The 19,641-nt window shown below is 53.2% G+C and carries 16 protein-coding genes; 12 read left to right on the top strand and 4 right to left on the bottom strand.

The features are described 5' to 3' along the window. Positions 1-226: 226 nt before the first annotated feature. From QMG16_RS11750 to QMG16_RS11730, 5 genes are all read left to right on the top strand, one after another. The gene (locus QMG16_RS11750) at positions 227-697 is read left to right on the top strand and encodes a nucleotidyltransferase family protein (protein WP_281794411.1); all 471 of its coding nucleotides are present in this window, start codon (positions 227-229) and stop codon (positions 695-697) included. Further along, complete coding sequence (locus QMG16_RS11745) at positions 672-821, top strand: hypothetical protein (protein WP_281794410.1); 150 nt, start codon at positions 672-674, stop codon at positions 819-821. The genes QMG16_RS11750 and QMG16_RS11745 overlap by 26 nt, the downstream gene beginning before the upstream one ends. 289 nt (positions 822-1,110) lie before the next feature. Then, the gene (gene dusB, locus QMG16_RS11740; protein ID WP_281794408.1) at positions 1,111-2,169 is read left to right on the top strand and encodes a tRNA dihydrouridine synthase DusB; all 1,059 of its coding nucleotides are present in this window, start codon (positions 1,111-1,113) and stop codon (positions 2,167-2,169) included. A gap of 44 nt (positions 2,170-2,213) precedes the next feature. After that, positions 2,214-3,962 (top strand): 4-hydroxy-3-methylbut-2-enyl diphosphate reductase, encoded by a 1,749-nt coding sequence (gene ispH, locus QMG16_RS11735; protein WP_281794406.1) that lies wholly within the window; start codon positions 2,214-2,216, stop codon positions 3,960-3,962. A 130-nt stretch (positions 3,963-4,092) separates the two neighbouring features. Continuing rightward, positions 4,093-4,935: a glycosyltransferase gene (locus QMG16_RS11730; RefSeq protein ID WP_281794404.1), complete on the top strand. Its 843-nt coding sequence runs from the start codon at positions 4,093-4,095 to the stop codon at positions 4,933-4,935. Positions 4,936-4,960: 25 nt separating this feature from the next. Here the strand turns inward: QMG16_RS11730 and QMG16_RS11725 are convergent, their stop codons facing one another. Further along, complete coding sequence (locus QMG16_RS11725; RefSeq protein WP_281794402.1) at positions 4,961-6,181, bottom strand: ABC transporter substrate-binding protein; 1,221 nt, start codon at positions 6,179-6,181, stop codon at positions 4,961-4,963. Beyond that, positions 6,178-7,509 (bottom strand): ribosome biogenesis GTPase Der, encoded by a 1,332-nt coding sequence (der, locus tag QMG16_RS11720; RefSeq protein WP_281794400.1) that lies wholly within the window; start codon positions 7,507-7,509, stop codon positions 6,178-6,180. Before der ends, QMG16_RS11725 begins: the two co-directional genes overlap by 4 nt. 827 nt (positions 7,510-8,336) lie before the next feature. On the opposite strand from der, the gene QMG16_RS19590 reads away from it, so the two are divergent. The 7 genes from QMG16_RS19590 to QMG16_RS11680 all read left to right on the top strand — a co-directional run bounded on the left by QMG16_RS19590 (position 8,337) and on the right by QMG16_RS11680 (position 18,144). Further along, on the top strand, positions 8,337-11,558 hold the full coding sequence (locus QMG16_RS19590; RefSeq protein ID WP_373878673.1) for an FAD-dependent oxidoreductase: 3,222 nt from the start codon (positions 8,337-8,339) through the stop codon (positions 11,556-11,558). A gap of 139 nt (positions 11,559-11,697) precedes the next feature. Then, complete coding sequence (locus QMG16_RS11705) at positions 11,698-12,153, top strand: hydrogenase iron-sulfur subunit (RefSeq protein WP_281794398.1); 456 nt, start codon at positions 11,698-11,700, stop codon at positions 12,151-12,153. A 49-nt stretch (positions 12,154-12,202) separates the two neighbouring features. Continuing rightward, positions 12,203-13,339, top strand: a complete 1,137-nt coding sequence (locus QMG16_RS11700) for a (Fe-S)-binding protein (RefSeq protein WP_281794396.1) — start codon at positions 12,203-12,205, stop codon at positions 13,337-13,339. Positions 13,340-13,396: 57 nt separating this feature from the next. Continuing rightward, positions 13,397-14,932, top strand: a complete 1,536-nt coding sequence (locus QMG16_RS11695; RefSeq protein ID WP_281794395.1) for a CoB--CoM heterodisulfide reductase iron-sulfur subunit A family protein — start codon at positions 13,397-13,399, stop codon at positions 14,930-14,932. 14 nt (positions 14,933-14,946) lie between these two features. After that, complete coding sequence (locus QMG16_RS11690; protein ID WP_281794394.1) at positions 14,947-16,644, top strand: CoB--CoM heterodisulfide reductase iron-sulfur subunit A family protein; 1,698 nt, start codon at positions 14,947-14,949, stop codon at positions 16,642-16,644. A 40-nt stretch (positions 16,645-16,684) separates the two neighbouring features. Next, positions 16,685-17,116, top strand: coding sequence for a hydrogenase iron-sulfur subunit (locus QMG16_RS11685; RefSeq protein WP_281794393.1), 432 nt, complete (start codon positions 16,685-16,687; stop codon positions 17,114-17,116). Between the two features lie 230 nt (positions 17,117-17,346). Next, the gene (locus QMG16_RS11680) at positions 17,347-18,144 is read left to right on the top strand and encodes a 4Fe-4S binding protein (protein WP_281794392.1); all 798 of its coding nucleotides are present in this window, start codon (positions 17,347-17,349) and stop codon (positions 18,142-18,144) included. A gap of 129 nt (positions 18,145-18,273) precedes the next feature. Here QMG16_RS11680 and QMG16_RS11675 read toward each other — a convergent pair whose 3' ends face one another. Both QMG16_RS11675 and tsaB read right to left on the bottom strand, forming a co-directional pair. After that, positions 18,274-18,792 carry a YkgJ family cysteine cluster protein gene (locus QMG16_RS11675; RefSeq protein ID WP_281794391.1) on the bottom strand — a complete coding sequence of 173 codons (519 nt, stop codon included), beginning with the start codon at positions 18,790-18,792 and terminating at the stop codon, positions 18,274-18,276. A 140-nt stretch (positions 18,793-18,932) separates the two neighbouring features. Continuing rightward, the gene (gene tsaB, locus QMG16_RS11670) at positions 18,933-19,637 is read right to left on the bottom strand and encodes a tRNA (adenosine(37)-N6)-threonylcarbamoyltransferase complex dimerization subunit type 1 TsaB (protein WP_281794388.1); all 705 of its coding nucleotides are present in this window, start codon (positions 19,635-19,637) and stop codon (positions 18,933-18,935) included. Between the last annotated feature and the right edge of the window lie 4 nt (positions 19,638-19,641).

Here is a 19,641-nt window from a genome sequence, read left to right as displayed (position 1 = left end):
CCTTCCCTGTCGCCTTGCATCGCATTGCCTTTTTTCATTCTTCATTGTGACCGCCCCGTCATTGGGGGATAACCTATAATTGTCATGTGTGTTTGTCGTTCAGGGGCGGATGCGGAGAAGAGCTTTTTCAGCAGGGGAGCCGATTTGCCTTTTTTGGGCCGCCCCGCCGGTTATCCGTTCATTTTGGGGTGCTTTGTGCTTTGCATAAAGAAAGGCATGAGAGTTTATGAATCTCTACGATGAATTTTTCTCGATGATTTCAATGCTCAATAAGCTTGGAATCAGGTATGCGGTAGTAGGTGGCATTGCTCTGGCGTTTCATGGTAGACCTCGGTTCACCAGGGGCGTTGATTTCTTGGTACATCACAAGGATATGGATCTTTTGAAGACGGCTTTAGAGAGGCTGGGTTATGAAGAGACGGCTGAGCCTTGGATGCTGACCAATACAACCCTCATACTTCATCGATTTCTGAAGGTTGAGGGGCATGACGAACTCATGATCGATATTTTGCTGGCCAGTGACGATGAGCATTTGAGGGTGATCCAAGATGCCGTTGTCGCTGAATCGGAGGTAGGGCAGGTGCCAGTTGCCGCGAGGCGGGATATTATCTGGATGAAAAGGTCCCGAAACTCGGATCAGGATCGTGTCGATATTTCGGAGTTAGAAGAAAATGACGAAAATAGAGAAAGCAGTTAAGATTGTCAGTGACCTCTACGAATTCTACCGGAGAATTCCCAAAGTCTCCAGCCACGGCTCAGCGAGAGACGAGAAGTACAACCAGGCACTCCAGCGGACGGCGCGGGAACGTGATCGCCGCTGACCTTTCAGGGGGTCAGTTTCAGGGGGTCAGCCCTTGACATTAGACATAGAGCATCCCCGCTATCTCGCCTGCACGGGAAGTTTTTCATATGGAAGACCATTGTCTGTCTCTTCGTGCACAGGGTCCGAACTGCCTGTTGAAAGAATTCAACTTCCACTGGGCGAAGTGTTTCAAGGGCACAGCCGGATTGCTGGAAGGCAGAGCCCCTTGTTGTCAATGTGCTGCAAAATTGTTAGGATACGCATCTTCTTTGCCGGAAACTCGAATAAAGATGAAAACGGGACAGCAGATGCAATCGAATTCTAACGGATTTCAGCCTTCGCCTCTCCGGATCGGCAATGTGGTCGTGGACCCTCCCTTGATCCTGGCGCCCATGGCGGGTGTGACGGATAAGGTCTATCGCCACCTCATGGCGCAACATGGCGCGGGCATGGTCATGACGGAAATGGTCAGCATTCAGGGGTTAGTGCGGGAGCAGCCCGCCACATGGGAGCTTTGCAATCAGGACCCCCCTGTGAAAGTGCCTCTTTCCGTTCAGCTTTTCGGCCGGGATGCTTCGGTGATGGCGGAGGCGGCAAGACGGCTGGAAGGAAAGGGTGTGGCTCTGCTCGATATCAATGCCGGCTGTCCCGTCAAGAAGGTTGCCAGGCAGGGTGCCGGAGCGAGCCTCATGAAAGACCCCGATCACCTGGCTTTTATGGTGGAAGAGACCAGGAAGGCGGTTTCGATTCCCGTAACGGTGAAAGTCCGTCTGGGTTGGGACGAACGTTCCACAAACGTTGTAGAAGTGGCAAAGCGTCTCGCTTCGGCGGGAGTGGACGCCATTACCGTTCATGGCCGCACCGCCGTTCAGTTTTATGGAGGCAAGGCGGATTGGAGCTGGATTCAGAAGGTCAAGGCGGCTGTGGATATTCCCGTCATTGGAAACGGAGACATCACCAGCCCCTTTCTGGCGGATGAAATGTTTCGGCAAACGGGATGCGACGCCATCATGATCGGCAGGGCAACTCAGGGAAATCCCTGGCTTCTCGGGGTCATCGCCTCCCGTTGGGGATATGCGGTAAACGGGGATCTTCTGCCGGGATGGACGCAATTCCTTGAAACGGTCATGGCTCATGTGGCGGCTTTCAGGGAAAAGAGGCCGAAATCAGCCGGCCATTTCAAGAAGCTGCTCCTCTGGTATTCCAAGGGTTGCCCCGATTCTGCAAGACTCCGCGGCCACTTGTCGCACCTGGACCGGCAGGATGAAATGATGGAAGTATTCCTTCGCTGGGTTCAGGATCTGATGGAGAGGGAGGCGCCTTTCCTGTCGTTCAAAGTCCCCGAGGTGGAGACTGCCGATTGTTGAAACTCGTGCCATTTTAAATTCCTGGAGAGAGAGGACAAATATCGATGCAAGTGATTGTAGCCAGAACGGCGGGTTTTTGTAAGGGGGTGCGGAAAGCTCTGGAGGTGACTCTGGAGGCCATTCAGAAACGTAAGGACGGAGAGAGCATCTGTACCTACGGTCCTCTCATCCACAACAAACAGGTTCTGGCCATGCTGGAGGAAAAGGGAATCCGGGAGGAAAACCACATTGAAAATTGCGCCAACAAACACGTGGTCATACGGGCTCATGGAATTCCGCCTCAGGAACGGCAGGAGCTGCACCGCCTGGGAGCGACTCTTCTCAATGCGACCTGCACACGTGTGGCAAGAGTCCACGGAGTCATCAAACGGCATGCGCGCAGGGGATATCATACGGTCATCACCGGAGATGCGGATCATGCGGAAGTCATCGGCCTGATGGGATACACAGATGGCCGGGGTGTCGTGATCAGCAAGCCCGAACAGGTGGAAGCGCTCCCTGCGGATTGGGATAAGGTGCTCCTGGTGGCCCAGACGACTCAAAACGAAGAGATATTCAATGAAATTCAGGACCGTTTTCTCAAACGCTATCCCAATGGAATCGTCAAAAATACCATCTGCGGGTCAACTCATGAGAGGCAGGCAGAGGTAAGGGAACTCTGCTCCCAGGTGGATGCGATGGTTATCGTTGGGGGGCACCACAGCGGCAACACCGTGAGGCTGGCTGAGATCGCCCGAGAGAGCGGCGTGCCCACCTTCCACATCGAAACGGAAGCCGAACTCGATAGGCTGGAGATGGCCCGTTATTCCCGCGTGGGTGTTTCGGCGGGCGCTTCCACGCCCAACTGGATCATACGGGATGTGGTTCGATTTCTGGAATCCATCCAGCCACAAAATTTTGATTTTAAACATAAAATCAAAACGATACTGAACCTTCTGGTGTACGGCAATTTTTTTGTTGCCCTGGGGGCGGCCTTGCTCCCTTCCATTGCTCACTCCTTGACGGGGCTTTCCGGATCTCTTGCCGAGAGCAGCGGAATGGCGGCTTGTTATGCCTTTGCCATTCACTCACTGAATATTTATCTGGATCGCAATGCCATTCAGCTCAATGACCCGGGACGCGCCGCTTTCTACCACAGATGGCGGTATGCATTCACCGGCCTGAGCATTGCCGCCACCATGGTTTCCCTGTGGCTGGCTCTGAACATCGGGATTCTGACTTTCCTGGCCATGACGGTTTTCGTGCTGCTGGGAGTCCTTTATGCCGTACCCCTGATTTTGCCTGCTCGGTGGCAGAATCTATCCGCTCTCAAAATCAAGGATATTCCCACTTCAAAGACTTTTTCCGTTCCCATAGCGTGGGCCTGTGTTACGGTGCTCCTCCCGCATCTGCCGGACCTTTTCCGGTCGTTTTCCGTTCTGATCTATGCTTTTTGGGTCGTTTTTCTCCTGGTGCTGGCCAGAACGGCTCTCCTCGACCTGCTTGCCGTGCAGGGAGACCGTCTCGTAGGGAAGGAGACGCTGGTGGTCCTGGTGGGGGAAGAGAAGACCAAGCGTTTCATCATGGCAGTGCTCGGACTCCTCTGCCTTTCTCTGCTGGTGGGATCTGCAACCGGCGTAGCGCATTCTTTCGCTCTTTTAATGGTTTTTCTCGTGGGAGTTTATGTCTGGTACCTGGGAGCGTCCTACAGAAATCCTTTGAAAGAAGACCCAACCCATGAGGCATTGATCGAATCGGGTGTGATGGGAATAGGAATGCTGTCACTGCTCTGGAATGCTGTTGTGGGGATTTAGGGGGCGTTCTGCTGCCGTTTCAACCTGACCGGAGGATGGAATCAGGCTTTTCGTCCTGTTTTGATTCACAGATTGCGCAGATTTTCGCGGAAGGAATATTCGGCTTTGATTTGGGATGGATGCCAGGAGCATGGTGACGGTCGTTATTCCCACATATAATCGCAGCCGGTTCGTCCGGGAGGCCGTGGCCTCGGTCCTTGCTCAGAGAGAGGTTTCCATGGAAGTGATCGTGGTGGATGACGGGTCCACGGATGATACCGCTTCTGTGCTGCAGGCTTTCGGCGGAGCCATCGTTTCGGTTTTTCAAGCCCACCGCGGGGTGAGCGCTGCGCGAAACAGGGGCATTCAGATGGCCGGTGGCGAATGGATCGCTTTCCTCGATTCGGATGACCTCTGGCTGCCCGGAAAGCTCAAGGCGCAGCTCGATTTTTTTTCTCAAAATCCCGGGATCCGCATCTGCCAGACGGAAGAAATCTGGATGCGGAATGGGAAGCGCCTGAATCCCAAAAAGCACCATCGGAAACCTCAGGGGCACGCTTTCCCCCTCCTTTTGGAACGTTGCCTCGTAAGCCCTTCGGCTGTTGTCATCCACCGTGAGCTGTTTCAGGAAGTCGGGACATTCGATGAATCTCTACCCGCATGCGAGGATTACGACCTCTGGCTGCGCATCGGGTACCGTTATCCTCTCGGTCTCCTTGATGATTCCCTCATCGTCAAACGGGGAGGGCATGCCGATCAGCTTTCCTTTTCCGTCGAAGCGTTGGATATCTACCGCATCAGGTCGCTGGTCAACCTGCTTCAACGGGAGCCCTTGAATGCGGAGCAGCGGTGCCTCGCTTTCCGTGCTCTCGAGAACAAATGCCGTATTTATGCGACAGGTTGCAGGAAGCGAGGAAAAATGGAGGAAGCGGAATCGGTTCTGTCGCTTCCTCGCAGACTCTCTTTGGAATTGGATAGCCTTGGAAGTGCATAAGACGTTGGGCGGGCGGCTTTTTTCATCATCCCTCCCGGTCCGGCGCGGGAACAAACTTGCCGTCCCGATAAATGGTGACGACCATGGGGCGTTGGATGCGTCCCTCCGTATCGAAGAAAATCTTTCCTGAAACTCCCTGGTAAGGCGCCCCTGCGTTGGTGCCCTTGCGCAGGCGATCCCAGAGCTCTTCCTTGCTCAGAATTCCCTCTTTCAAGGGAGATCCCACCCAGCAAACGGCGTCATAAGCCAGCAGGGCCAGTTCATTCGGTCTTTTCCAGTAAGCCTGCACAAACGCTTTCTGAAAATTTTCCAGGGCGGTATTTCCCGATTCCTTGATCACTACGGGTTTCAGAACATACAGCCGGCCGGCGAAATGCTCCGAAAGGTCCTCCAGGGGCATTCTTTCGTAGCTCTGGGGCAAGAGAAGGCGCCCTTTATAATCCTGTTCCGCGAGGATGTCCGCAACAACTGTTCCCCAAAGAGGGGAGCCGGCCAGCACGACAAGGGATGTTTCCGGATGGAGCTTTTCCGCAATCGTTTTCTGAAGGGAGGGATCGTCTGTCTTACATGGAATCTCCTGAAAATCCAGCATCTTGCTGTTCGCGCCTTTTCGGAACCCCTGAAGAAGGATTTCTCCGTAAGGACTGGGATCAAAAAGGATCGCGGTCTTTTTTCCGTCGGAAAGATCTCCCGCAACCAGAGCCGCGTAACGGCCTTCACTGCTGTCGGATGGAATGAAAGAAACCACCCGGGGTTTGTCGACCAGGTTTTCATGGGAGCCGGCCGGGGCCACAAGGATGATTCCCCGCCGTTCACAATCCGGAATGATTTTTGAGAGAACAGTCATGGGAAGGTGAGTCATCAGCACGGCCGACTTTGGGTTGGAAAGGAATTCCTCTACCGACCGGATGGTTTCAGCATCTTCCTTTCCGCTGTCCAGAACGGTCAGATCTCCATGGACCCCCTGGCTCTGAAGTTCTTTCCAGGCCAGTTCGGCGCCCTGCCTGAAAAATTCACCTTCCCGCTTGAAGGGCCCCGAGAGAGGGGTCACCAGGCCAATGACGGGACGGTCCAGTGGTTCAGATTCACTTTTCATCGTTTCCTGAGCTGGCTGAAATGTCTCTTTTTGGGCTTGAAACCGGGAGAAAACCATGTATGAAACGCTTACTGAAAGGAAGAGCGCCAGCAACAGGATGAGGATGCGCTTTTTCTTGTTCTGCCGTGGTTTGCCCAAATAGTAGTTCACTCCTCTCCCGCTCCTTTCTGTCGTCCTCTGAAGAGCAGACGGATGGGCGTTTTGTCCAGGTTGAACGCCTCCCGAAATTGATTGGTCAAGAACCGTTCATAAGAAAAATGAACCAGGTCGGGATAGTTGCAAAAGAGCACGAACGTGGGTGGACGGACGGATGCCTGGGTGGCATAGTAAAATTTGAGCCGGCGTCCTCCCACCATGGGAGGTTCATGGCGTTGCAGGGATTGTTCGAGGGCGCGGTTGACGATACCTGTGGTGATGCGCTGGTTATACTGGGCGAATACTTCGGAGACGGTAGGGAGGATTTTCGACACCCTTTTGCCCGTCATGGCGGAAAATGTCAAAATGGGGGCGAAGGGAAAGAACCGGAAGCGGTCCCGCACTTCTTCCATGAATCTCTTGGTGCGTTTGGGATCTTTGTCTATGGCGTCCCATTTGTTGATTCCGATCACACAGCCTCGAGCGCGGTCCTGAATGTACCCTGCAATGTGGAGGTCCTGGTCTGTAACTCCTTCAGTGGCATCGATGAGAATGATGGCTATGTGACTGCGTTCAATGCTTTGCAATGCCTTGATGATGCTGATTTTTTCAAGTTTTTCCCTGGTTTTTCCCTTGCGCCGGATTCCTGCGGTATCGATGAGCACAAACCTCTGCCCATGGCGTTCGAAGGCCGTGTCTACGGCATCGCGTGTCGTGCCGGGAATGGGGCTGACAATGACGCGCTGAGTCCCCAGGATCTGGTTCACGAGGGTCGATTTTCCCACGTTGGGACGTCCCACGATGGAAATGCGAATTTCGTTGGTTTCAGTCTCCTCCACTTCTTCCGGAGGGGCGGGAATCAATTCCGCAAGGTCTGTCATCAGTTCGCCGATTCCGAAGCCGTGGGCGGAACTGATGGGATAGAGCCGGTCGATACCCAGTTCATAAAATTCGGCCAGGTGCCTCGTCTGTTCCGGACCGTCGATCTTGTTGACGGCATAGAAAATGGGCTTGGACGTGCGGCGCAGGATGTCCACAAGGAGAGTGTCCTCGGGATGAAGTCCTGTTTTTGCATCGGCCACGAAAAGGATGATGTCGGCTTCTTCCAGTGCCAGCAGGACCTGTTCTCTGGCCTGTTTTTCGATGAAGGAACTGTCGGTGCTCACATAGCCGCCCGTATCGACAAAAGCGAAGGATTTCCCCTCCCATGTGATTTGCGCATAGTTCCGGTCGCGGGTGACTCCGGGGAAATCATCCACAAGAGCACTGGTCTTTCTGCTTATTCTGTTGAACAATGTAGATTTGCCTACATTGGGTCTTCCTACAATTGCCACAAGTGTCATGAGTGCTGCTTTCCTTTGACTGGGATTCACGTTGTTTCTTCAAGATATCTTTTTTTCAGTAAGCTTTTAACAGGTTATGCGGTTAACAGTAAATGGTCAAGGTGGAAGGAGGGAATAGATCTGATCCATGTGAATTATTTGCGGGTAATAGATATGCTCGCACTGGTTGATAATTTTCGATTTAAGTCTGCTCTTTTCAGCCACCGCGCATGTGGAAGATTACCGTGAAAATCCACCGCCTGCGAGTTGGGATTCTTTTCCCGACCTGTGATTTTCATTGTTGGAGGTGAACATTCCGGATGTTCATGACATGTTGGGGAGTGAGTCGTTCTTGAAATCCCCATTTACGCTTCTGCATGATCGATTCGAAATAATTGCATTCCTACAAGAGTTGTGTTAACCTAAGTCCGTCAATTTTGGGTAAATTTGAGAAGTGGTTTTTTTATAGCCTTTTCAGCAAGAATGTGTTTTAAAAATATCGTTTGCTGATCTGAATCGGTTGTGAATAACGTTCAAAGTTCATTTTTCTCGATGCTGTGTTGTGGTGCTTGAATTCTCCTCTCTTATAGACCCGTAGATCCGTTCTTTCCCGAAATCTTACTCCGTCTGGTTTGTTTTCATTTCTCGGTTTCCTTTTTAATTCAGGGTTTGTACGCGGTGATTTCCCCGTTTTATTGAGAAAAGTTCCACAAATCGCCTTTCCTACACCGGATGTCGCTTTTTCTGAAAAAGGCGGCATTCGGATTGTGATCGGCTTCAAGTAAGGCTGGGTTATTCTTCAAGAAAAAGGCCTTTTGCCTCCAAATCTTTTTCGCTCGGGAGGAAGTATGACGACCAGAGAGCTCGGCAAAGGAAACATCGGTTCGGTTTTGGTGATCGGGGGAGGGATCGCGGGGATGCAGGCATCCCTGGACCTGGCCAATTCAGGTTATTATGTTCATCTTGTTGAAAAGGGCCCGGCCATCGGGGGCGGTATGTCTCAGTTGGACAAGACCTTTCCCACCAACGATTGCGCAATGTGAATTATCTCACCCAAGCTGGTCGAGGTCGGCCGGCATCTGAACATCAACCTTCTCACGAATTCAAAATTGGAAAGCCTTGACGGTGAAGAAGGGCATTTCCGGGTCAAAATCCTTCAAAAACCCCGATACGTAGATCTGGACAAGTGTATTTCCTGCGGAGCGTGTGCCGAAAAGTGTCCCACCGTGGTGATAGATGCCTTCAATGAAGGACTTGGCAAACGCAAAGCCATTTACAAATACTATGCGCAGGCCATCCCCTCGGGATATGCCATCGATGCTGAAAACTGCCGTCAACTGGGACACGGCAAGAAGTGCGGCATTTGTGCCAAGGTCTGTCCCGCGGATGCCGTCAATTACGAACAAAAGGAGCAATTGCTGGATTTGGAGGTGGGAGCCGTCATTCTCGCCACGGGATTCAAGTCTTTCGATCCAAGCCGTTTTGATACTTATGCTTACAGCAATCATCCCAACGTGGTTACTGCCATGGAGTTCGAGAGATTGCTGAGTGCGGGTGGGCCCACCGGCGGGCATCTCAAGCGTCCTTCCGATATGGGGATCGGGGAGGAAATTGAAAAGGCTGAGAAAGAGCTTCAAAAATTGCAGAGGCAGTTGAATCAGGCGGAGGAAAAAGGCGGCGAAAAACCTCCTGAAATAATGAAAAAAAAGGAGCATCTCGAGTCCGAGATCGCCAGGCTCAGGAAAAAGCAGGCAGATGCTCATGAACCGAAAAGGATTGCCTGGCTTCAATGCGTGGGGTCGCGCCAGCTGAATAACTGCGACAACGGGTACTGCTCGGGCGTCTGCTGCATGTATGCCATCAAGGAAGCGGTCATCGCCAAGGAACACGCCAAAGGGGACCTGGAGGCCGCCATCTTCTTTATGGACATGCGTACTTACGGGAAGGAGTTCGAACAGTATTACAATCGCGCCAAGGAACTGGGCATCCGTTTTGTGCGTTCCCGTGTTCATAGCGTGGAGAGCGTTGCCGGTTCGGACGATTTGCGCCTTGCTTATGTAAACGACGAAGGCGTCAAGATGGAAGACGAATTCGACCTGGTCGTGCTTTCCACCGGCCTGGAATCTCCTCCCGAGGTTCGAGAGTTGGCCAAGAAGCTGGGTGTAGAACTGAACGATTACAACTTCGTAGCGACGAGCAGCTTTTCTCCGGTGCAGACATCCAGACCGGGGATCTACGCGTGCGGTGTGCTCCAGGGGCCCAAGGACATTCCTTCTTCGGTCATGGAAGCGTCGGCGGTCGCCGGTGCCGCGGCAAGCAAACTCTCCGATGCGCGCCACACCCTGGTTCATGAAAAGACGTTTCCCCCGGAGCGGGACATCAGGGAGGAACCCACGCGTATCGGGGTTTTTGTCTGCAACTGTGGGGTAAACATTTCCAACGTCGTGCGGGTGCCGGAAGTGGTTGAATATGCCAAAACCCTTCCCAATGTCGCCTATGTTCAGGAAAATCTGTTTTCCTGTTCGCAGGATGCCCAGGACAAGCTGGTCCGGGTCATCAAGGAACAGAACCTCAATCGCGTGGTCGTGGCGGCCTGTTCGCCCCGCACCCACGAGCCCCTCTTTCAGGAAACACTGCGCAACAGTTCCCTCAACAAGTACCTTTTCGAACAGGCCAACATTCGGGACCAGTGCTCCTGGGTTCATGCATCCGACCCCGACAGGGCCACGGAAAAGGCAAAGGACCTGGTGCGCATGGCCGTCGCCAGGGCCGCACTCATCGAACCCCTTCCCATGCCCTCGGTTCCGGTCAACCCGGCGGCCCTGGTGGTGGGCGGCGGGGTGGCGGGCATGGTGAGCGCCCTCACTCTAGCCAAACAGGGATTCAAAGCTCACATTGTAGAGGAAAAAGAAAGACTTGGCGGTCATGCCCTCAAGATTCACCGGACCTGGAAAAATGAGAGCGTACCGGATTTCCTGGGCGATCTCATCCGTGAGGTCGAGGAGAATGAGAACATCGATGTCTACTTGGGGGCTCGTGTCAAGAACGCCGGCGGTTTCCTGGGGAATTTCAAAACGACGATTGTTTCAAATGGAAGTGAGAGCGAGCGCGAGTTGGAGCACGGAGTGACCATTCTGGCCACCGGCGCCCATTCCATCAAAACCGACGAGTATCTCTACGGCAAGAACGAGCGGGTTTTCCGCTGGCATGAATTGGACGAGGCCTGGGAGAGCGACCTCGTGAAGAATGCCCGGAGCGCCGTTTTCATTCAATGCGTCGGGTCGCGGGAACCTGATCGCCCTCACTGCAGCAGGCTCTGTTGCACTTTTTCCATTCAAAAGGCGGTTGAACTGAAGGAACGCAATCCGGATATGGATGTCTATGTGCTTTACAGAGACATTCGAACGTACGGAGAACGGGAAGACCTTTACAAGGAAGCCCGCAGGCGCGGCGTGATTTTCATTCGCTATGGGCTGGAACAAAAACCCGTGGTGAAGGAATCCGATGGAGGGGCACTGGAAGTCACCCTGGTGGACCATATACTCCGGCGGCCCATCGTTCTCAGGCCCGATTTCATTACACTGGCCACAGCCATTGAAACGCGGGGAGCTGAAGAGCTGGGTCAACTCTTCAAGGTGCCCCTCAGCCAGGACGGTTTTTTCCTGGAGGTTCACATGAAGCTGAGGCCTGTAGACTTTGCCACGGACGGTATTTTCCTGTGCGGCCTGGCCCATTATCCCAAGCCCATCGATGAAAGCATTGCCCAGGCTCAGGCCGCTGCGGCTCGAGCGGCCACCATCCTCGCACAAAAGAGCATCGAAGTGGAAGGGGTGGTGTCGCAGGTAGACGAAAGCCTTTGCCGGGGGTGCGGAGAATGTGTGCAGGCGTGCCCCTACGGGGCCCCTCAATTGGTGGAGGTGAGCGAAGGCGTGTACGTCTCCAGAATTCAGGAAGCGCTCTGCAAGGGGTGTGGCGCCTGTGCCGTGGCATGCCCGACAGGAGCGGCCGCCATCCGCCATTTTAACGACAAGGAAGTGCTCACCATGGTGGAGGCTGCCCTTTGCAAGTAAGCGGTGCCGGATGAGAGGGGAGTAATGCCGAGCTGTACGCTCTACGAGGCCGTTGCACTCGGCATCCATCCACCCGGTGGGAAATCGGTGTAGAGGGAAACCTGGTAAAAATATGCGGAGAATAGAGGAAGGGACATCAATGAGTACGGAGTTTGAACCCAAATTGATTGCATTTTGCTGCAACTGGTGTGCTTACGCCGGTGCGGATCTGGCGGGAGTCAGTCGGTTGCAATACCCCCCGAACATTCGGGTGATCCGGGTGATGTGTTCCGGCCGGGTTTCTTCGGATTTTATTCTCAAAGCATTTGAATTGGGGGCCGACGGCGTACTGGTCAGCGGTTGACACATCGGGGACTGTCATTACCTGGATGGTAATGTGAAATGTCAGAAAGTGATTGAAGATACCTGGAAAATCCTCAAACTTCTTGGAGTGGATGAAAGGCGCCTTCGTTTGAAATGGATTTCGTCGGCGGAAGGGTCCATCTTTGCGGAAGAGGTGCGTTCTTTCACTCAGTTGCTGAAAGAGTTGGGCAGGAATCCCCTGGCGGAAACGAATACAGGTCCTGAAAGTGAGAGTCTGAAAGCAACGGCCTGAAGTCTTGGCCTCTCGCCTTATGCCCCTTAGCCTGTTGAATGGATATGCTATGAAACTCAGTCAGGAACAAATCAATTATTGTATGGAATGTGGTGTATGCACGGGAAGTTGTCCCGTCAGCCGGGTTCTGCCCACCTTTTCTCCTCGTCAGATGATCAAGCGGACCCTGATGGACCGGGATGAAACGGTATTGCAGGGAAGGGAACTGTGGGCATGTCTCACCTGTGCCCGATGCAGTGTCCGGTGTCCGGTGCAGATCGATTTTCCGGAGTTTGCCCGCACGCACCGCGAATTGGCCAGAAAGGAAGGCAATCTCCCGCATTTGACCCATCATGGGACTCTGCAGGCCATCAGTTCCCTGCAGACGCGCAATGTAAAACAGCATCGCACGGATTGGGCCAAAGAGGTGGGAAAGTTTCAGCCGACGGGAGACATCTTTTATTTTGTCGGTTGCGCCCCTTACTTTGATGTGGCGCTGCCCTTCGGAGGCGGGTCCCTCGAGACGGCTAAGAGCATTCTCGTTATTCTCAACCGGATGGGCATTGTGCCTGTGATGAGTGAGGATGAACGCTGCTGTGGCCATGATGCCTTGTGGAGCGGGGACGAAGCCACCTTCCGAAAGCTCGCCGAGAAAAATCTCGAAGCTATTCGAGCTTCGGGGGCGAAAACGGTTCTCTTCGGGTGCCCTGAGGGTTATACGACTTTCAAGCACCAAATCCCTAAGCATTTTGGGAAACTCCCCTTCGAAGTGCTTCACATCACGGAATTTCTGGCGCAAGAGCTTCCGGGCGCCGGCATTTCGTTTCTGCCGGTATCCGATGAGGATGGCGCCGTCACTTACCAGGATCCTTGCCGCCTGGGGCGCAATGCGGGGATTTATGAGCCTCCAAGGGATCTTTTGAAGCTCATTCCCGAAATTCGCTTTGAAGAGATGGGACGAAACCGGGAAAACGCTCTCTGCTGTGGCACCAGCGCATGGATAGAGTGTACCAAGTGTTCCAAGTCCATGCAGATAGAACGGCTTGAGGAGGCGGTGGGAACAGGGGCTCGAACACTGATCACTACCTGCCCCAAGTGCCGTATTCACCTCACGTGTGCTCAACATGATACGGACATGAACCTGAATATAGCGGATCTTTATACCTTTCTTTTGAAGTACATGGAATTTAAGGGTGAAAAGGAATAATTGGGGTTCTTGCACCCCAATCCCCCCTTTCCTTGGACCCGGAAGGAGATCCTAGTCGTGAATCGGGATGTAGTTGTAATTGGCGGCGGTATTGCGGGTATCCAGGCTTCCCTGGACCTTGCCGAAATGGGATTCAAAGTGAATCTGGTGGAGCGTCTGCCGAGTATTGGCGGTAAAATGGCTCAGCTGGACAAAACATTCCCCACCAATGATTGTGCACTCTGAATTCTGGCTCCGAAACTGATGGATGTCGGTCGACATCCCAACATTCGGTTGCTGGCCTATTCGGAAGTGGAAAAGGTTGAAGGAAAGCTCGGTGATTTTCGGCTCACGGTCCGGAAAAAAGCCCGTTACGTGGACGAGAACAAATGCACGGGCTGTGGAGCATGTGCAGAAAAATGTCCAACAGTCACCAGGGATGCCTTTAACGAGGGACTGGGCACTGCCAAGGCGATTTATCGGTATTTTGCCCAGGGCATTCCTTCGGTATTCACCATCGATGCGACCCAGTGTCGCAATTTTCAGCCTGGAAAAAAATGTGGAGTGTGCGCCAAAGTCTGCCAGGCTGGAGCCATTGACTATACGCAGAAAGACCAGATGCTGGAAGTTGAGGCGGGAGCCATCATCCTGGCCACGGGTTACGACCTTTTTGACGCACGAAGAATTCCGGAATACGGCTACGGGCGTCTCCCCAATGTCGTTACCGCTATCGAGTTCGAGAGGCTTCTATCCGCCAGCGGCCCCACCCATGGTCATCTCTATCGCCTCTCCGATTTGAAGCTCAAGAATGAACTTCCCGAAATGGAGAAGTCCCTTCAGAAGATGGGGCGGGCGCTGGAGCGGTTTGAGAAGCAGTTCAATCTGAGTTCGGACGCATTCTATTCCCAGTATGAATCCGGTTCTCTTCAAGGGGATGAATACGCCAAATGGGCCAACGAGGTAAAGGCCTACCGCAAGCTGGAGAAAGAAGTCGAAGTGGCGCGGGAGAAGGTCGCCCATATCGGTTCTGCCCGCAAGCTGGCTTTCATCCAGTGCGTGGGTTCGCGCGACAACCGGTTCAATCCTCATTGTTCAGGCTTTTGCTGCATGCATGCCATCAAGGAAGCCATCATTGCCTGCGAACACGACCGGGAAGCCGAAGTCTTCATTTTTGGAATGGACATTCGTGCGGTAGGGAAAGGATTCGAGGAATATCGGAACCGTGGAGGCACAGAATCGGGTATCAAATACATACGAAGCCGTGTGGCCGAAATCACGGAGAAAAAAGACCATACCCCCGTGATCTGGTATGAAGACACCATGCTGCGTGAAGTGAAGCAGTTGCCGGTGGACCTGGTGATCTTGGCCACGGCCTGTGAGCAGACGGAATCGGCAAAGAAAATGGCAGAAATAGTAGGGGTTTCCACCAACGAATTCGGTTTCTTTGCGACAAGTCCATCACAGCCGCTGGATACGACGCGTCCCGGTGTCTTTGTGTGTGGTTGCGCTCAAAGCCCCATGGATATTCCGGAATCGGTGGCTCAGGCCAGCAGTGCGGCCGCTCGCGCGGCACAGGTTCTGTCAGGTTCAGGGACGTTGCGTCTTGCATCCTGAAGGAGATCATTTTCATGAACGGAAAGAATGAAAAAATCGGGAATCCGAACCCTGAAGAGCTGCGGATAGGGGTCTTCATCTGCGACTGCGGTTCTAACATTGCCGGCTATCTGGATTGCAAGGCGGTGACCGAATACGCTTCCACGCTGCCAGGCGTGGTGTATACGAAGGAAAACCTCTATACCTGTTCAGAGGCGGGCATTTCGGAAATCCGCAACGGGATTGTGGAGCATAAGCTCAACCGCGTCGTGGTGGCATCCTGTTCGCCCCGCACCCATCAGCCCCTCTTCAAGAGTGCGTGCGCTCAGGCCGGGCTCAATCCGTATCTCTTTGAAATGGTGAATATTCGGGACCAATGTTCCTGGGTGCATATGCAGGAACGTGAAGATGCCACCCAAAAAGCCATGGATCTCGTGCGGATGGGAGTGGCCAAAGCGGCCTTTCTCGAACCTCAGGTGGACATCGAGTCGTCCCTTGTCCGCAGGGCCCTTGTCATCGGCGGCGGTCTGGCCGGTCTTTCGGCTGCGGAGGCTTTGGCCGACATGGGCATGGAAGTGATGGTCGTGGAAAAAGAACCGCAACTGGGAGGACTTCTGAGGCGTATCAACCTCCTTGCGCCCCAGAAGCAGAAGGCATCGGAACTCGTTGAAGAAGTGATCCAACGGGTCACATCGAAACCCAATCTGAAAATCTACCTCTCGTCTCAGGTGACCGCTGTGGAAGGGGTCATCGGAATGTACGAAGCCACGGTGCGCGACGAAAAAGGGTCGGAAGTCGTGGAAACGGTGGGCTGTATCGTAGTGGCTACGGGTGCGCAGCCCCTCAAGCCCGTCGGACTCTATGGCTACAACGGTCAGAACGTCATCACTCAGATAGAACTGGAAGAAAAACTCAGCAAGGGCCCTCTCGATGCCAAACGGATCGTCATGATCCAGTGCGTTGGGGCAAGGTCGCCCGAGCGACCCTACTGTTCCAGGATCTGTTGCCTCACGGCAGTGAAAAATGCTCTCTACATCAAAGAACAGAATCCCGATGCGTATGTGCATATTCTCTATCGCGATATGCAGATGTACGGGTCGGACAATGAGCGAATGTTCTGGGAATCGCGCGGAAAGGGGGTCCATTATGATGTGTACGATGTCACCCGCCCGCCCGTGGTGAAGGATGGTGTGGTAGAAGTCTATCAACCCCTCATGGGAGAAGTGGAGAAGATTCCATTTGATCTGCTCGTTCTCTCCACCCCCTTGGTGGCTAATGAAGATGTTCCGGCCATTTCCCAGCTCATGCGCATTCCCATAGATCAAAATCACTTTTTCCTCGAAGCCCATGCCAAGCTGCGTCCCCTGGATTTTGCAACGGACGGAATTTTTCTTTGCGGAACCGCCCGCTACCCTGCGACGGTTCCCGAAGCGCGGGCACAGGGACTTGGCGCCGCATCGAGAGCCGGTACTGTTCTTTTCAAGGATAAGCTGATTACGAGCCCTCTGGTGGCGGAAATCAATGCCGATACCTGTGTGGGGTGTAAAGGATGTCTGGAAGTCTGCCCGTATGGAGCCATTCAGTTTGTCGCGGAAAAGGGCGTTTGCCGGGTGAATACGATTTTGTGCAAGGGATGCGGAAATTGTGCGTCAACCTGTCCCTCGCAAAGTGTTACCCTCAAAGGGTTTACTCCGAGACAGCTCCTGTCTCAGATTCGGGTCATGGTATGCTGATGATTCTGTCCGGTATCGATCGGGCAAGAAAGGGTTTTATATGAGTGAAAGCGGGTTTGAACCCAAGATATTGTGTTTTCTCTGTACCTGGTGAGCATACGCCGCTGCTGACCTGGCTGGGGTCAGTCGTATGCAGTACCCGTCGAATGTCCGGATCATCCGAGTGATGTGTTCCGCGAGCGTATCCCCGCACCATATCCTGCGGGCGTTTCAGGAGGGCGTAGACGGTGTCTACGTCGGTGGGTGACACCTCGGAGACTGCCATTACCTGTACGGTAATTATTCGACCAAAAAGCGAGTGCAATTTTTGAAGCAATTGTTGGCTTTCAGTGGAATAGAGGAGGAGCGGCTTCGCGCCAAATGGGTTTCTTCGGCTGAAGCTCCGGAATTTGCCGCCGAGATCAGGGACTTTGTGGATACCCTCAGAAAATTGGGTCCGTCTCCGCTCAGAAAGCTGAAAAAAGCGGGATAAGACACAGCAAACATCGAAGCGCATCAGCAATTTTTTCTCATGGGCTATCTCCAGAATGTCGCAGGACCTGTTTGCTTTATGATGTTGCTCATGGATCCATTTTGTTTAAAATCGAAAGAGATCGTTCCCATGGGTCTTAATGTCCAGAACATCTGGGCAGGAAATATCGTTTGGCGTGAGGTCCGGATGGGGATGGATTGTGAAAATCATGTGAGAGATAAAGGCGGAACATGAAACAGAAAGTCATCGATCGCGTAAAAGAACTTTTGGGAGAGGGGAAAATCCAGGGTTTTCTCGGGCTTCGAGAACAGAACGGACACATTCAGCCGCACCTCTTCACGAAGCCGGAGGAACTTGAGGATCTCAGTCTCGGGGATAAAAATAAACCGGGCGATGCACGTTATCCTCTCAATATGATGCTCATCCATTTGGCCCAAAGTTATCCTGATGCAACTTTCGCAGTTCTGGTGCGGGGCTGCGATGAACGGGGGCTGATCGAACTCTATAAGTGGAATCAATTACAAGAAGAACGGGTGATCCCCATTGGGATCGCATGCGGTGCGGAACTGGCTCAGGCGTGTTCCTGCAGCAAGCCTTACCCGGACCAGTGTGTTGCTGGGGAGAAAACCGAGGGCGTGGCAGGCAATCCCAGAGTGCAGGAGATCGACTCCATGACCGTTGAGGATCGGTTCCGGTACTGGATGGCCCAGTTCGACCGGTGTATCAAATGTTATGGCTGCCGTAACATTTGCCCCATGTGTTTTTGCAAGGAATGCAGTCTGGAAGAACCTGAACTGATTCAAAAGGGAGAACTTCCCACGGAGAATCCCATTTTTCACCTGACCCGTGCGATTCATATGATCGGCCGCTGCATCGACTGTGGGCTGTGTGAAGAAGCCTGCCCTGCGGATATCCCTTTGCGCACTCTCTACAAGAAAGTGGCGGATATCATCGCTGTGGACACGGGTTTTCGAGTGGGGGAAAATCGGCATGAAAAATGCCCCATGAACGTATTGGGCGCTTCCTGATAAAGATCTTTCGGAAACCTCCTGTGGACTTTGGAATACCCCCCTTCAATTCCCCCCTCGAGGGGGGACTAAAGGGGGGTGTTTCGATGATGCTGACTGCTGTGGTTCAACAGACAGCAGGACAAGATCTCATCCGGCATCAATCAAACGTAACAAGAGACGGCATGTTCGATCCACCCATTTACGGTCCGAGAGTCTCTTAAAATCGGGATCGTTCATCAGAAACTCACATTCCTCTTTTTCAAATGCTCTGCAGGGATGGGATCGCCACGGATGAATGGAACACAGGCTTGAGCCGGTGCTTTTTTCTTCCCAGAGAAAGGGGCAGAAGCGATGCCCCCTGCCGAGCCCCTCTCCAAAAATCCTCTGCCAGCGGACGGGAATGAGTGTTTCCTCAGGGAAATCAGGAAACCCGCTGGCTACTTCGCAGCATCCCCCACAATGAGTGCAGTAAGAGATCGCATCCGGTGGAGTTCCATCCTCTATGTGGATTTCCTTTTTTAAATGCTTTCGGTATTGGGGAGCCAAGGACATCCAGTTCCTGACTTCAAGGAAGAATGCGCCTCTCTCCTCGAGCAGCCTCCTGATTTTTGCCTTTTGCAGGCGGGGAGGGGAGTGTTTCCAGCCGGCTTCTTCAGTCAGTGTCATCACGTTCCGCATGAAAAATGTGGTTGGAAAAAATGGATGAGCCAGGGCTTTCAAGACGCCCCGGCGGATCTTCTTTCCCCTGCAGGCAATCCTCATCTTTCCGATAAAGAATTTGAAAAATGCTTCTCTTTCCATGATGCCTATGAGGAACGGGTGGTTAAGTGAGGGTTTTGTATTTCCGCCTCTGAGGGGCGCACATAGAGCGGAACGCTCGCCATGGGGTTTTCAGCTTCCCCTGCCTGGAATTTAGCATGAGCCAGTTCTGCTACGAAGCTTGCCCGGATTACGTGGAAAGGAGCAGGAGCTTCCAGCGCAAAGTCTCCGAGGAGGTCTATGAGAATATCCCGATAGAGGAGCCATCCGTCACCGCAGAAGATTGTAGGACCTTTGACGTGATCGGGAACACGTTCCGGGGAGAGCACGAAATGCCTCTCCTTCAGAAGAGGAAAGCCCTTCCCGTCGGGTTGATAGAAGGCGCAGTAGACTTCTTTTTTGCGTGCATCAATAATGCTGCAGACAGGCAGACGGGAGAAGCGGAAAGGGGCCGCAAGGGCATCCAGGGAAGGGATTCCTGCATAAGGCTTCTGTAATGTCCATGCAAGAGTCTTTAAAGTCGTCAGACCAATCCTGAGACCTGTAAAACTACCGGGGCCGGTGGTCACAGCAAAGCCTTCCACCTGATCCAGGGTCCAACCAACCTTTTGCAGCACAAAGTCGATGTTTTTCAAGAGGAGGCGATTATGCGTTATGTTCGATTGGAGGATCCATTCAGCTATAACGCGACGACCTTCCAATAGCGCGACACTGCCTGTGGCAGTGGAAGTATCTGCAGCAAGAATTTTCATGATG

This window comes from Desulforhabdus amnigena (genome assembly GCF_027925305.1).
GTDB lineage: Bacteria > Desulfobacterota > Syntrophobacteria > Syntrophobacterales > Syntrophobacteraceae > Desulforhabdus > Desulforhabdus amnigena.
The sequence above is the reverse complement of the archived record's forward strand: the minus strand, read 5'-3'. Positions and strand labels throughout refer to the sequence as shown.

Excerpts from the sequence above, each read along its gene's own strand:
- der (WP_281794400.1), bottom strand. The coding sequence starts at position 7,509 with ATGACACTTGTGGCAATTGTAGGAAGACCCAATGTAGGCAAATCTACA.
- QMG16_RS11745 (WP_281794410.1), top strand. The coding sequence starts at position 672 with ATGACGAAAATAGAGAAAGCAGTTAAGATTGTCAGTGACCTCTACGAA.
- QMG16_RS11700 (WP_281794396.1), top strand. The coding sequence starts at position 12,203 with ATGAAACTCAGTCAGGAACAAATCAATTATTGTATGGAATGTGGTGTA.
- QMG16_RS11750 (WP_281794411.1), top strand. The coding sequence starts at position 227 with ATGAATCTCTACGATGAATTTTTCTCGATGATTTCAATGCTCAATAAG.
- QMG16_RS11680 (WP_281794392.1), top strand. The coding sequence starts at position 17,347 with ATGAAACAGAAAGTCATCGATCGCGTAAAAGAACTTTTGGGAGAGGGG.
- tsaB (WP_281794388.1), bottom strand. The coding sequence starts at position 19,637 with ATGAAAATTCTTGCTGCAGATACTTCCACTGCCACAGGCAGTGTCGCG.
- QMG16_RS11675 (WP_281794391.1), bottom strand. The coding sequence starts at position 18,792 with ATGACACTGACTGAAGAAGCCGGCTGGAAACACTCCCCTCCCCGCCTG.
- QMG16_RS11690 (WP_281794394.1), top strand. The coding sequence starts at position 14,947 with ATGAACGGAAAGAATGAAAAAATCGGGAATCCGAACCCTGAAGAGCTG.
- QMG16_RS11730 (WP_281794404.1), top strand. The coding sequence starts at position 4,093 with ATGGTGACGGTCGTTATTCCCACATATAATCGCAGCCGGTTCGTCCGG.
- ispH (WP_281794406.1), top strand. The coding sequence starts at position 2,214 with ATGCAAGTGATTGTAGCCAGAACGGCGGGTTTTTGTAAGGGGGTGCGG.
- dusB (WP_281794408.1), top strand. The coding sequence starts at position 1,111 with ATGCAATCGAATTCTAACGGATTTCAGCCTTCGCCTCTCCGGATCGGC.